12 protein-coding genes and 2 pseudogenes are annotated in these 14157 nt (G+C 26.5%); 11 read left to right on the top strand and 3 right to left on the bottom strand.

The window, feature by feature from the left end; all coding sequences use genetic code 11:
- The first annotated feature begins 110 nt into the window (after positions 1 to 110).
- The 9 genes and pseudogenes from ACBT_RS01170 (at position 111) to ACBT_RS01130 (ending at position 8204) form a co-directional block, all read left to right on the top strand.
- Complete coding sequence (locus tag ACBT_RS01170) at positions 111 to 386, top strand: MoaD/ThiS family protein (protein ID WP_024776232.1); 276 nt, start codon at positions 111 to 113, stop codon at positions 384 to 386.
- Positions 386 to 1555 carry a molybdopterin-synthase adenylyltransferase MoeB gene (gene moeB / locus ACBT_RS01165; RefSeq protein ID WP_024776231.1) on the top strand — a complete coding sequence of 390 codons (1170 nt, stop codon included), beginning with the start codon at positions 386 to 388 and terminating at the stop codon, positions 1553 to 1555. Before ACBT_RS01170 ends, moeB begins: the two co-directional genes overlap by 1 nt.
- Positions 1556 to 1576: 21 nt before the next feature.
- Entirely contained in the window at positions 1577 to 2521 is a 945-nt protein-coding gene (locus tag ACBT_RS01160) for a family 2A encapsulin nanocompartment shell protein (RefSeq protein WP_024776230.1), read from the top strand.
- Positions 2505 to 4013 (top strand): family 2A encapsulin nanocompartment cargo protein cysteine desulfurase, encoded by a 1509-nt coding sequence (locus ACBT_RS01155; RefSeq protein WP_024776229.1) that lies wholly within the window; start codon positions 2505 to 2507, stop codon positions 4011 to 4013. Before ACBT_RS01160 ends, ACBT_RS01155 begins: the two co-directional genes overlap by 17 nt.
- Positions 4014 to 4171: 158 nt before the next feature.
- The gene (gene cysE / locus ACBT_RS01150) at positions 4172 to 4927 is read left to right on the top strand and encodes a serine O-acetyltransferase (protein ID WP_051429974.1); all 756 of its coding nucleotides are present in this window, start codon (positions 4172 to 4174) and stop codon (positions 4925 to 4927) included.
- A 10-nt stretch (positions 4928 to 4937) separates the two neighbouring features.
- Complete coding sequence (locus tag ACBT_RS01145) at positions 4938 to 5141, top strand: hypothetical protein (protein WP_024776227.1); 204 nt, start codon at positions 4938 to 4940, stop codon at positions 5139 to 5141.
- 44 nt (positions 5142 to 5185) lie between these two features.
- Positions 5186 to 6115, top strand: coding sequence for a cysteine synthase A (cysK, locus tag ACBT_RS01140; RefSeq protein WP_024776226.1), 930 nt, complete (start codon positions 5186 to 5188; stop codon positions 6113 to 6115).
- A 1083-nt stretch (positions 6116 to 7198) separates the two neighbouring features.
- A pseudogene (locus ACBT_RS11900) lies at positions 7199 to 7807 on the top strand (methyl-accepting chemotaxis protein); the annotation flags it as partial.
- Positions 7808 to 7820: 13 nt separating this feature from the next.
- Positions 7821 to 8204, top strand: a complete 384-nt coding sequence (locus tag ACBT_RS01130; protein ID WP_024776224.1) for a PAS domain-containing protein — start codon at positions 7821 to 7823, stop codon at positions 8202 to 8204.
- Between the two features lie 133 nt (positions 8205 to 8337).
- Here ACBT_RS01130 and ACBT_RS01125 read toward each other — a convergent pair.
- Together ACBT_RS01125 and ACBT_RS01120 are read right to left on the bottom strand one after the other, a co-directional pair.
- Positions 8338 to 8484, bottom strand: a pseudogene (locus ACBT_RS01125) (methyl-accepting chemotaxis protein); the annotation flags it as partial.
- Positions 8485 to 8503: 19 nt separating this feature from the next.
- Positions 8504 to 9877 (bottom strand): SEL1-like repeat protein, encoded by a 1374-nt coding sequence (locus ACBT_RS01120; protein WP_024776223.1) that lies wholly within the window; start codon positions 9875 to 9877, stop codon positions 8504 to 8506.
- Positions 9878 to 10098: 221 nt separating this feature from the next.
- Here ACBT_RS01120 and ACBT_RS01115 point away from each other — a divergent pair, with 221 nt between their 5' ends.
- Together ACBT_RS01115 and ACBT_RS01110 are read left to right on the top strand one after the other, a co-directional pair.
- Entirely contained in the window at positions 10099 to 10428 is a 330-nt protein-coding gene (locus ACBT_RS01115) for a YnfA family protein (protein WP_024776222.1), read from the top strand.
- A gap of 57 nt (positions 10429 to 10485) precedes the next feature.
- Positions 10486 to 10800 carry a transposase gene (locus ACBT_RS01110; protein WP_084031376.1) on the top strand — a complete coding sequence of 105 codons (315 nt, stop codon included), beginning with the start codon at positions 10486 to 10488 and terminating at the stop codon, positions 10798 to 10800.
- Positions 10801 to 11027: 227 nt separating this feature from the next.
- Here ACBT_RS01110 and ACBT_RS01105 read toward each other — a convergent pair whose 3' ends face one another.
- Positions 11028 to 14090 carry a Tn3 family transposase gene (locus ACBT_RS01105; RefSeq protein WP_024774783.1) on the bottom strand — a complete coding sequence of 1021 codons (3063 nt, stop codon included), beginning with the start codon at positions 14088 to 14090 and terminating at the stop codon, positions 11028 to 11030.
- Between the last annotated feature and the right edge of the window lie 67 nt (positions 14091 to 14157).

The raw sequence follows: 14157 nt of genomic DNA, 5'->3' as shown, positions 1-14157 counted from the left end.
AAAGGAAAAAAACTTGTTTATTATTAGCCTTTGTGAGAGCTATGAGTTTCATAGAACTTCAATCAATATTTTAAACTTTGATTGATAAATGTATTATACGAAGGATAAAAATGGCAATAGTTTATATTCCAACAGCATTAAGATTATTTACAGATGGAACATCAGAAATAAATTTAAAAGGTGAAAGTGTAGCAGAAGTTATTACTTCATTAGTTGATACTTATAGTGATTTAAAAACACATTTATTTACAAATGATGGAAAATTAAGAAGTTTTGTAAATATATATTTAAATGAAGAAGACATTAGACATCTTGATAATTTAAATACAAAAACAAGTGAAAATGACAAAATCTTATTAGTACCATCAATTGCAGGAGGTATTTAATGGGAAAAGATGGCAAGCAAGAAAATGTAGACAAGCTTTCTCAAGAAGAGATAAGTAGATATAGTAGGCATTTAATTTTACCTGAGGTTGGACTAGAGGGACAACTTAAAATAAAAAATTCAAAAGTTTTAGTTGTAGGAACTGGGGGGTTAGGTGCACCTGTTATTTTATATTTAGCAGCTGCAGGTGTTGGAACAATTGGATTGATTGATTTTGATATTGTTGATGAATCAAATTTACAAAGACAAATTATTCATACAACAAGAGATATAGGACGTCCTAAGATTTCTTCTGCAACAGATAGAATTAAAGGTATTAATCCTCATGTAAAAGTAGTCTCATATAACGATAAATTAACAAGTAAAAATTCTATTGAAATAATTAAAGAGTTTGATATTGTTGTGGATGGAACAGATAATTTTCAAACAAGATATCTAATAAATGATTCTTGTGTTCTTTTAAATAAACCTTTTGTTTATGGATCAATATTTAGATTTGAAGGTCAAGTTAGTGTGTTTAATGCCTACGATGGACCATGTTACAGATGTTTATATCCAGAGCCACCACCAGTTGGATTGGTTCCATCTTGCGCAGAAGGAGGAGTTATAGGGGTACTACCTGGGATTATAGGAACAATACAAGCAAATGAAACAATAAAATTAATTCTTGGAATTGGTGAGATTTTAAGTGGAAGGTTATTAACTTTTGATGCTTTAAGGATGAAGTTTAAAGAGTTAAATATAAGAAAAGATAAAGAGTGTCCCGTTTGTGGTGATCATCCAACTGTTACTGAACTTATTGATTATGAAGAGTTTTGTGGGTTAAAAAGACCAGATGAAAAGACAGTTGTTGAAGAGATTAGTGCTATTGATTTAAAAAATATAATTAATGAAAAAAGACCTATTCAAGTAGTTGATATTAGACAACCTCATGAATTACAAATTGGAAAAATAGATGGTAGCAAAGCTATACCATTTGGACAATTAGTTAGAAGAAAAGATGAATTGGATTCTTCAAGAAAAGTTGTAGTTGTTTGTAAAATTGGACTTTTAAGTGCTGAAGTTATAAGACAACTAAAAGATGCAGGTTATACAGGCGAAATTTACAGCTTAAAAGGTGGGATTACATCTTGGGCAAATGATATAGATTACACAATGGCTCGATATTAAATTTAAAAAAAAGGAAACAAAATGGCAGAAGGAAATAAAGTAGTAAGTTTAAGTGCTAAAGCAGCTTATAATTTAGCAGATGTTACAAAAACATCTCCAGTATTCGATTCACTAACTCCTAGATGGGTTACAAGATTATTAGATTGGAAAGGTCTAGATACAGGTATTTTTAGATTAAATAAGGTAAAAGAAGGTGATACTCCTCTTGATACTTTATGTTCTCAAAAAATACATACAAAAATTCCAGAAGGTTTTGTTGATTATGAACAAAATCCAAGAGAGTATAATTTAAACTCAATTTCAACAATTATAAATGTAAATACAAAAGTATCTGATTTATATAGTTCTCCAACAGAGCAAATTCAAGAGCAATTAAGACTTGCAATTGAAAGTTTAAAAGAGAGACAAGAGAGTGAATTATTTAATAATGACGATTATGGATTATTAAATAATATTGATGATTCTCAAAGAGTTCAAAGTAGAACAGGAAGTCCAACTCCAGATGATTTAGATGAATTAATCTCAAAAGTTTGGAAAGAACCATCATTTTTCTTAGCACATCCAAAAGCAATTGCAGCGTTTGGAAGAGAGTGTACTAGAAGAGGAGTTCCACCTGCAACTATAAATTTATTTGGAAGTTCATTTTTAAGTTGGAGAGGAATTCCAATAATTCCTACAAATAAACTTTTTGTAGATGGATTAAAAGAACCAAAATCAAAATCTGGAAAAACAAATATTTTACTAGTAAGAACAGGATTTGAAAAGCAAGGTGTTGTTGGACTTTTCCAAAATAATCTTCCAGGTGAGCAATCAAAAGGTTTATCTGTAAGATTTAGAGGAATTGATAATAATGGAGTTGGTTCATATTTATTATCACTATATTGTTCAGCAGTTATATTATCAAAAGATGCAATAGCAGTATTAGAAGACGTAGATGTAGGAAACTACTATGATTACGCACAATAATTCATCAAACTTTGATTCAGAGTTTTATAAAAATCAAATTGAAATACTTTCAAATGGTTATTTTCCAGAGTTTGATCAGCCAACTAGAGGAAAAATTGAAAATAGCTTTGATTATGAAAAGGTTTTACAAACAAAATTTTATAAAGATAGACTTGATACAAAAGAGTTTGATAATGTAGAAAATAATTTTGTAAATAGTAGTTTACTAGAAAATCAAAATAGTATCTCTAATTTTCAAATTGTTCCACAATCGAATAGATCTATAGAGATTTTTAATGTGGAATCAATAAGAAAAGATTTTCCAATATTGAGTGAAAAAGTTGACGGAAAAAATTTTTTAATTTGGCTTGATAATGCAGCAACTACTCAAAAACCAAAGAGTGTTATTGATAGACTTAATTATTTTTATGAACATGAAAATTCAAATGTTCATAGAGGTGCACATGCTTTGGCTGCACGTGCAACAGATGCATATGAAAGTGCAAGAGATAAAGTTGCAAGGTTTTTAAATGCACCATCTTTAAATGATATTATTTTTGTAAGAGGTGCTACAGAAGCTATAAATTTAATATCTCAAAGTTTTGGAAAATTTAATATTCAAAAAGATGATGAAATTATAGTTTCAAATTTAGAACATCATGCAAATATTGTTCCATGGCAACTTTTAGCATCTGAAGTAGGAGCAAAAATTAAAGTTATACCAGTTGATGATAGTGGTCAAATTTTATTAAGTGAGTTTGAAAGACTTATAACTCCTAGAACAAAAATTGTTTCTGTTGCACATGTTTCAAATGCTTTAGGAACAATAGTTCCTATAAAAGAAGTTACAAAAATTGCTCATAGATATGGTGTTAAAGTTTTAATTGATGGAGCCCAAGCAATATCGCATATAAAAGTTGATGTTCAAGATATTGATTGTGATTTTTATGTTTTTTCTGGACATAAAGTTTTTGGACCAACAGGAATTGGTGCAATTTATGGAAAAAAAGAAGTTTTAGCAACAATGTATCCATATCAAGGTGGTGGAAACATGATAGCTGATGTTACGTTTGAAAAAACTGTTTACCAAGAAGCTCCAAATAAATTTGAAGCTGGAACAGGAAATATAGCAGATGCAGTAGGATTAGGTGCTGCAATTGATTATGTAAGTAAAATTGGAATTGATAATATTTATAGATATGAGCATGAATTGTTAGAGTATGCAATTTCTAAAATGACTCAAATTTCAGGATTACGATTAATAGGAACAGCAAAAGAAAAAACAAGTGTTTTATCTTTTGTTTTAGATGGGTTTGATACTCAAAAAGTAGGGGAATATCTTACAAGTAAAGGAATTGCTCTAAGATTTGGGCATCATTGTGCACAACCAATTTTAAGAAGATTTGGTGTGGAAGCAACAGTTAGACCATCAATCGCTTTTTATAATACAAAAGAAGAGATAGATTTCTTGGTTGAAAAAATAAAAGAATTTAAAAATAGTCATTTTAGATAATTTTATAAAATGAGAAGAATTTTAAAAAGATTCTACTCATTTTATTTTTTTAACTTTTATATTTCACCATTAAAATAGATGAAATATAAAGATAATTTAATCTCAAATTTGAAAGTAGATTGTTGGGTACTAAAATAAGGATTAAAAGGATTTGTTTAATGCAAAGTAGACATTCAAGATTGGGACTTTTTACTCAAATAAAAGAAGATTTTAATGTTCCAAAATATAACGATCCAGCACTTGAATCAAATTTAGAGATTATATTTAATTATCCAGGTGTTTGGGCGATAATACATTATCGAATAGCAAATAGATTGTATTTAAAAGGTTTAAAAAAATTATCAAGAATATATAGTGGAATTAGTCAATTTTTAACAAATGTTGATATTCATCCAGGAGCAACTATTGGAAGAAGAGTTTTTATTGACCACGGAATAGGAGTTGTAATTGGAGAAACTACAATAGTTGAAGATGATGTACTAATTTACCAAGGTGTAACATTAGGTGGAGTTAGTCTTAACAAGGGTAAAAGGCATCCAACAGTTAAAGCTAATAGTGTAATTGGAAGTGGAGCAAAAGTTTTAGGAAATATTACAATTGGTAGAAGTTCTAAAATTGGAGCTAATTCAGTTGTTATTTCTGATGTTCCAGACTATACAACAGCAGTTGGAATTCCTGCAAAAGTTATTAAAAGGTATGACAAATCAGGAAAATTTATTCATAGTGATTTACCTGATATTGAAAAAGAGGCATTCAAGTATTTAAATAAAAGAATTGAATTATTAGAAAAATTACTTGAAGAAAAACATCTTGTTAGTAGTGAAAACTTAGATGAGATTCATAAAAAGCGAAATAAAAAAGAAATTAATTTTGACCTATTAGATGACTATTTTATTGATGGTGCTGGAATATAGGTGATAAATAATGATTTTAACTATTTTAAATAAAATATTTTTGATTTTATTTTCATTAATTACTTTGATATTTGTTGAAACAACTAAAAATATAGATTTGAATGAATTAAATATAATTCTTGGATTAGCTCTTATTTTAGGATTGTTATTTAGAATTTTTATTGATTTTACTAAGAAATATATATTCACCATTCATAAAAAGTTTAAAGCATAAACAATGCTTTAGAATAGATTTAAAATTTAAAATAAGGAAAAAATATGAAATATGCAAATGATGTAACAGAATTAATAGGAAATACACCTCTTGTAAAACTTAAAGATGCAAGTTCAAGTGGAGCAACTGTTTTGGGTAAATGTGAATTTTTAAATCCAACTCATTCTGTTAAAGATAGAATTGGTTTTAATATGATTAATGAGGCTTTAATCGATGGATTAATAAATAAAAATACAACAATTATTGAACCAACAAGTGGAAATACTGGAATAGCACTAGCATCAGTTTGTGCAGCAAAAGGTATAAAACTAATTCTTACAATGCCTAGTTCAATGAGTTTAGAAAGAAGAAGACTTTTAAAAGCTTTAGGTGCTAAGCTTGTGTTAACTGAGCCTGAAAAAGGTATGAAAGGAGCTGTAGAAAAAGCTTTAGAATTGAGTAAAACAATAGATAACTCATTTATTCCTCAGCAATTTCAAAATAAAGCTAATCCAGCAGTTCATAGAGTTACAACAGCTCAAGAAATATTAAATGATACTGGTGGAAATATTGATTTTCTTGTTGCTGCAATTGGAACAGGAGGTTCAATTACTGGGATTGGAGAAGTACTAAAACAATATAACTCAAATATAAAAGTTATTGCTGTTGAACCTATAGCCTCACCAGTGTTAAGTGGTGGAAATCCTGGAGCACATAAAATTCAAGGAATAGGAGCAGGGTTTATTCCTGATGTATTGAATACAAAAATATACGATGAAATCGTTACAGTTTCAAATGAAGATGCAATCGAAACAGCAAGAAATTTAGCAAAAGAAGAAGGACTACTAGTTGGAATTTCAGCTGGTGCAAATGTTCATGTAGCTTCTCAAATAGCTAAACGTCCTGAAAATAAAGATAAAACAATAGTAACAATTTTATGTGATACAGGAGAAAGATATCTTAGTACGGTTTTATATGAATATGATGAGGAATAAATCAAATATAAATTTTCTCTATGAAATAAAAATCATAGAGAAAAATTTTAAATTTATTTATACTAACTAAAACGTTTTTAATTACGATATATAGCTATTTTGATGCTATTTTTTAAGATTAAAATTCTCAACTCAATATTTAAATCTAATAAAAAATAAAAGGATTATTTTTTTGAAATCATTATGAAATAAATAATGTGTATTATAAACTATGAAAAGTTATTTATCTACTTTAATCTTTAAAAATTTGTAGGAGAATATTTTAAAGATTATTAAAAAAAGGGAAAAAGGATGGTTATAAATATTTCAACGAAATATAGAATCACTTTAATAATGGTTATTAGCCAAATTGGTTTTATTACAATTAGTGCTTTTGCTTTATTTAGTGATAAAAAAACTTGGGGAATTATTGCATTGAATGTATTTTTTGCAATACTTGTTGCTTATCTTAGTTATAAATCAATACAAAGAGTTGTTGGAGGAATAGCAAGACTTGAAGAATATTTGCAGAATTTAATGGAATTTGTATTTTTTAAAACTAATTACATAAGAGTTGCTGAATATATTAAAAATGATGAAATAGGGTATATTTTAAAAGAATTAAATCAATATGTACAGCAATTTGATAAAACTAGAAAAGATGATATGCATATTATGGGTGAAATTGTAATTGCTCTTGATAAAGTATCTCAAGGTATCTATACAGCTAGAATAAGTGCAACAACTACAAATCCAATGATTCACACTTTAAAAACTATTGTAAATAATATGTTAGAAAGAACTAATAAAAATATAGAAGATTTAGGACAAATAGTTGGTCTTTATACTGAACAAGATTATACTAAACAAATACAAATAGATCCAATTATAAAAGGTAGAATGCTTTTTACAATGGAAAGAATCAATCAACTTGGTACTGAATTAAATTCTAATGCAAAACAAAATCTAGAAAATGGTAATTTACTTGAAAGTACTTCGATCCAAATGAGTAAAAGTGTAGATAATCTAGCACATAGGGCAAATGAGCAAGCTGCTTCTTTAGAAGAAACAGCAGCAGCATTAGAAGAGATTACTAGTATTACAAAGAATAATACAGAAAATGCATTAAAAATGGCAAGCTTAAGCAAAGATGTAAGGGATTCAGTTACTTTAGGTGAAGATTTAGCAAATAAGACGGCTTCGTCTATGGATGAAATTAATTCTGAAGTTAAAGCTATAAATGAAGCAATAAGTGTAATTGATAATATAGCTTTTCAGACAAATATTCTTTCACTTAACGCAGCAGTTGAGGCAGCGACTGCAGGTGAAGCTGGAAAAGGATTTGCAGTCGTTGCTGGCGAAGTAAGAAATTTAGCAAGTAGAAGTGCACAAGCTGCTAAAGAAATAAAAGATTTAGTTGAAAAAGCTTCTCATAAAACGGATGAAGGTAAAAAGATATCAGATGAGATGATAAAAGGCTACAAAAATTTAAATTCTCAAATAATTGAAACTTTAGAAATTATTCAAAATGTAAGTGTAGCTTCAAATGAACAATTAAAAGGAATCGAACAAATAAATAGAGCAATAAGTACACTTGATAAAGCTACTCAAGAAAATGCTGCTGAAGCAAGTAATGTGTCTTTAATTTCAGAACAAACTTTAAAAATGGCTCAAATTTTAGTTCAAGACGCTAAAACAAAAAAAGTAAGCTAAGAGAGGATTAAATATGTCAAAAGAGATAATTTTAGATGAATTTGCTTTTTTAGTAAGTGAAACAGATGAAAAAGGAATAATTACATTTGCAAGTGATCATTTTTGTAAAATTGCTGGTTATCATGTGAATGAATTAATAGGACAACCTCACAATATAGTAAGACATCCTGATATGCCAAAAGCAGCATTTAAAAGTTTGTGGGATACTGTAAAAAGTGGAAAAGTTTGGACTGGACATGTAAAAAATGCTACGAAAAATGGAGACTATTATTGGGTTTATGCAACAGTTTATCCAACAATCACAACTGAGGGAACAAAAGGATATCTATCTTGTAGAAGAAAGGCTACAATAAAAGAGATAGAGAGAGTTATAGAACTTTATAAAACATTGGACTAATGTTTAACCTTTAGGAATTTGTTTAAATAAATTTTAAATTTTATTTTAGAATAAATCTTTTTTAGGTGAACTAAAATAGTAACCTTGTGAAAAGTCAATACCTAAATCATTGATTGTTTTGTGTATTATGTATTTTTGAGTTTAGGCTTATATCTCTTCTTTTTACTTCTTTTTTACCTCTAAACTCTTTCTCATCTGCATGTTGCACAATAAGTTTTGCTATATCATCTGTTAGAACTGCAACATCATGTGTTTGGCTTGCTATCATCGCATTTTGTTGAATTTATGACAAAATGAGTTTATATTTCAATATTATTCTTTTTACTTAATATCTCCTCAATTTTAATTACTCCATTTAGTATGGGTGTATTAAGATTAATATCATTTTTATCTTCATTGTTAATTGTATAAATAATATTCATTAATATTTCATTTTTTTCACTATTTGAAATTAAATCCTCTGTATAAAATATATTTAAATAATTTTGTTCTTTAGCTAAAGATAATAGAATATATTTTTCTGAAGAATTAATACTTGATTTTATATAATTGTAATATTTGTTTAAAGCTTCTAATTTTTGGGATTCAGATAAATCATTTGATATTCCATTATCTAAAGAAGCGACGATATATAAATTAATATCTAACTTTTCTTTTAGTTTATCTGTTATCTCAAAAATTTTATCTTGAGTATTTTTATTAATTAGAAGAAGAGTATCTTCTAAAAAAATAGATTCGATTTTTCTTGCGTATTGTAAATTCTTTTCCATCATAGAATCATATTCTAAAGCTTTATTTTTAAATAAATTTGCCTTTTCAAAATCTTGTTCTACACCTTTTCCATAATAGTATAAATAACCAAGACTATTAAAAGCTATAGAATATCCTTGATTAGCAGCTTTAGTAAACCATTCAAATGCTTTTTCATAATTTTGTTGTACGCCTTCTCCATCTTCATACATGCATCCTAAATTGTATTGAGCTTCAGGTAAACCTTGTTTTGCAGCTTCTTCAAACCATTTAAATGCTTTTTCATAATTTTGAATTACTCCTTCGCCTTCATCATACATAAGTCCAAGATTAAATTGTGCCTTTGGATCACCTTTAAGAGCAGCTTTTTCATACCAAAACACAGCTTTTTCAAAGTTCTGTTCAGTTTCATATCCATTATAATAAATATTACCCAATATAAATTCTGATATTGTATGTCCCTGTAAGGCAGCTTTCTCAAAATATTCTTTAGCTTTTTTTAAATTTCTTTCTACTCTTATTCCATTAAGATATATATCTCCAAGGATAAATTGAGCCATAGCATCATTGTTATTTGCAGCTTTTTCAAACCATTCAAATGCTTTTAAATAATTTTTTTTACCTAAACTACCATTGTAGTATATTGCTCCTAGATTAAATTGAGCAGGTGCGAAACCTTGATTAGCTGCTTTTTCATATAAAGTAAAAGCTTTTTGTATATCTTCTTTTACTATTTCACCTATTTTATATTTTTCTGCTAGGAAGAACTGTGCTTGAACATTATCATTCATTGATAAATCTTCTAATATTTTAAAAGCTTTCTCAAAATCAAAATTATTGTAAGCTAATATACCTTCTTCATATGTTTGTGCAAAAGTAAAATTAACTAATATTGTTGTACTTAGTACAAATTTTTTTAACATTATATACCTATAAATTTTTTCATAAAACTATCCAAATAAAAATATTAATTTGATTAAAAATAGCTTTTAAAGAGTCTAATTTAATAATTTATGATGAAGAGTAATTATTCAATATACTTTGTGAAATAGTAGAAAAAATTAATTTTTAAAAAAAGGTGATTCTAATATAATTAAAGCTTAGAATTTATATTTATTTTAAAAATTTATATTTAGGATATCTTTTGATTAAAGAATTTAGTTTATATTTTTTAGCAGCATTTTTTGAAATACTCGGTTGCTATAGCTTTTGGGTCTATTTTAGACTTGATAAAAGTTATTGGTTTTTAGCTTTAGGTTTAATATCTTTAATATTGTTTGCATATTTACTTACTAAAGTAAATATGCAATTTGCTGGAAGGGGATACGCAGTTTACGGAGGAATTTATGTAATCTCTTCTTTATCTTGGTTATATTTTGTTGAAAAACAAGATTTTAATAGATGGGACTTAATTGGTTCTAGTCTTTGTATTTTCGGAGCTTTTGTTATTTTATTTGGAAATCAAAAAGTTTGAATAATCGAAGTATTAGTATATTTTTATTATTATAGCTAAAAATTTTGTAAAAAAGTTATCGATTCAAATAGTGGTAAAAAAGTATTTTTAATTGTAGATAACCTAAGAGTTCATCATGCAAAGATAGTAAAAGCTTGGGAAGAAGAGAATAAAGATAAAATAAAACTATTTTATCTTCCAGCTTATTCACCTGATTATAATCCAGATGAATATCTAAATCAAGATTATAAACAAAGTGCTAATAAATATGAATTGCCAACAACACAAAAAGAACTAAGAAATAATACTGAAAAATATATGCTGTCAATTCAAAATAATCCACAAAAAGTAGCTAACTTTTTTAAACATCCAAAGGTTCAGTATGCTGGTTGATTTTTGGGTATTTAGTTAGGGGAGTAATAAATACAATTTTTACTCTTCCAAGTGTTTTATGTGTAGTTGTAGTTGAAACATAAGTGTATTTAATAGAGTTATAGTTACCAAGTTTTAAAGTTTTAGTTTTATGGGTATAGACCTACAAAGGGATTTTTTTTCCAACAATATTTAAACTAAACTTAAAATGATAAGGAAATCCCTATATAATGGCTTTTCTATCTTTTTTACTTATCTTCTACTTTTAGATTTATTATTTTCTCTAAATTAAATTCAAATTCTTTTTTATTTGTTTCTATTCCAGTAAAATCATATTCACCATAAAAATTAATATGTTGCCAATGAACAATAGAACCATTTTGAATTGATTGAATTATTAATGATTTTTCATTTTCATCAGTTTCTTTTGCTAATTTATCAGAGAAATATAAATAATTCCAACAAATAATAGCATTTTGAATTAATCTTAGGGAATTACTTGCTATATCTTGTTCTTCTTTTGTAGCATACATGTATTCTCCATTATTTCCAAAAAATATTGCTTTAGAAAATTTATTTGCATTTTCTATTTTATTTAATTGCTTTTCAATTTGTTGACGAAGCGTAACATCATCAATATATTCAAGGAGAAATTTTGTTTTTATTATTCTTCCAAACTCTCTTAATGCTAAATATGTTTTATGTTGTTTTGGATAGGAAGTAAGTCTTTTAAGAAGTTGTGATGCTGTAGTTTCTCTCTCTTTTATTGTAAGAACAAATCTTAAAATATTTTCCCATTGTTCTTCTATTAGTTCTATATTGATTTGTTTTATTGGTAAAACTTTATATCCTAATTTGTGATACTCTTTTTTTGCTTCAAATGCATATAGTTGCTGTTCTTTAAAATTTTTAATTCTTGGTGCAAATGAAAAACCTAATAGATGTGTTAGAGCAAATACAACTTCACTATAGCCAAAAGTGTCTGTCGAATGAATATCACTCTGAATTGTGTCATTATGCATTAAACCATCAATTACATAAGCAGCTTCTCTTTCATTTGCATTGATTACAGTTGAATAAAATAGTCTATGTGATTCATCAATAAACATATATCTACTAACACCTCTTCCTAATCCAAAATATTTAAATGAATATCCAGCATTTAAAGAATCAACTGAAATATTAAACTTTTGACCATCACTTGCTGTATGATTTTTGTCTTTATCATTTTTAAAAAGTTTTACTATGTCTAACTGTTCTGTAAAAGCTATGATTTTATCATTTGCTTCAATTAAATTTTCATTTGATAAATACCAATTACTTGCATGTTCTATATCATGTTCAAAAATACCTTTTGAAATTTTAGCCATTCTTGAAATGTTGATATTACAACCATATCCAATAATAGATGCAAATAATGCTTCTATCTTTATGTTACTTCTATTCCTTCCTAAAGAGTAATGTGTAAATACTTTTGTAAAACTAATATAGCTATTAATCTCTTCCAAAATTGATATTAATGGAATAAATTTGTCTTTTGGAAGCCATTTTGTTAATGGATCTAATGATATATCTTTTTCAACTTTTGGAGTAGTTATTGTAAAACTATTTTCACCTTTTAGATGAAAATATAGATTTAATTCCTTTGAAATTTTTTCATTAACATCTTTAAAAGATGAGTTTAGTTGCTCTTTTAAATAGGTTGTAGTTTTTTTGCAATTAGCAAAATGTAAAAGATTGTATTGTTCCAATAAATCCATCTTTTCTTTTTTGAATTTATTAATATCCAATAAATATGATTCAAATGCTCTATATCTATAAGAGTTTAGAAGGTTTAATTTTCCTGATTTAATAGCTTGTGATATTTCAATAAAAAATAGTATTTTATATAATGAAATTCTAAAATGTTTAGTATTATTTTCATCTTTTTGAAATAGTAAACTTTGAATATTTTTCTCTAAAAAATCTTTTGGAGTTGATGAATTCAATTTCCCATTATTGTTTTTATAATGTTCTATTGCTTTTATAAAAGATTTTTGTGAATTGTTTGTATCAAAATCAACATTTTGGATAATCTTAGCTATTCTTATTTGTAATTTAGAAGAGTTATTCTCTAGCATATCATAAAAAGAAGTCTCTTCATTTAATGAATTAAAATCTATTGATTTTATTTTTTGAAACTCTTCATTTTTTGTTAATTCTGTAATTATATTCTCTATAAAAGATATTTTATCTTCACTTGAGAAATCATTTTTAATAATTGATTCTAAATTTAATATATTTGGAATAATTTCTGTTTGTAAGAATTGTGTTAAGTCTTTAAAATTCTTTGTTCTGCTATGTTTTTGATCATAATAAATTGTTTGGTGTTCTCTTAATGTGGTTTGTTTTATTGATTGCATCACTTGTACGAAAATATCAATTAAATAGTCACTTCTTATTTTTACTTGATGTAGCACAAAACATATCAAATCAAAATATTGTTTATGTTTTACTTTTCTACTAATTTGATGCATATCAGATTTTTCAACCCATTTTGCATAGTGAATAATAGTGTTATCATCTAATGAAAGCTCTTTTAAAATAGGTTCAAGTTGTTTTGATAAATCATTTAAATATCTAAAATCAATATTAGATTGTCTAACTTTAGTAGCATTTACAGAGTGTAAAACTCTTTTATATTTACCAAGAACATATTTAGTAGGGTTTGAAACATCTTCTTTTAAAAGATAATCAAGATTTTTTAAGGCTTCATGATTTTCATATTTTTTGATTTTTTTATAATCTAAGGTGTTTTGTGCATTTATTGATGATGAAATGATAGTTGTTATTTGAGTATAGCTAGGAACTTCTATTCTTAATTCCATTGATTTTTCTACTAACAAATAAAAAATATCTTGTGTTTTTAATAGCTTTTTTACTAATAAATCTGATTCTTTTTGAAGAATATCATATATATGTGAAGTAAATTTAACACAAGAAAAATGTTTTTTTATTGTATTTTTATATGTAGCTAATGAACTATGTCCAATATCAGTGGAATATGAATTATCATCAAATTTAAATTTAGAAGCTATGTATTTTATATCTTCATCATAATATGAAGTTGGATTAAAAAATCTATGTGTTATTTTAAAATATCCAAACATCAATATAAAATGAATTTGATTACTACTGTTGTTGAATGAATAAACTTGTTGTTCTAATTCAATTGGCAGTTTAAAAATTTCATTTTTTAGCTCTTGATTTAGAATTGGTGGTTCTTCAAACTCTTTTTTTTGGATAGATGTTAAAATCTTAATAAGTGGCATGAAGAACCTTTAAATTATAGGAAATTGTATACATATGTCTGTATTTACATATTTGAACTAAATTTAG

The sequence above is a fragment of the Aliarcobacter cibarius genome (assembly GCF_013372265.1).
Taxonomy (GTDB): Bacteria; Campylobacterota; Campylobacteria; order Campylobacterales; family Arcobacteraceae; genus Aliarcobacter; species Aliarcobacter cibarius.
The sequence above is the reverse complement of the archived record's forward strand: the minus strand, read 5'-3'. Positions and strand labels throughout refer to the sequence as shown.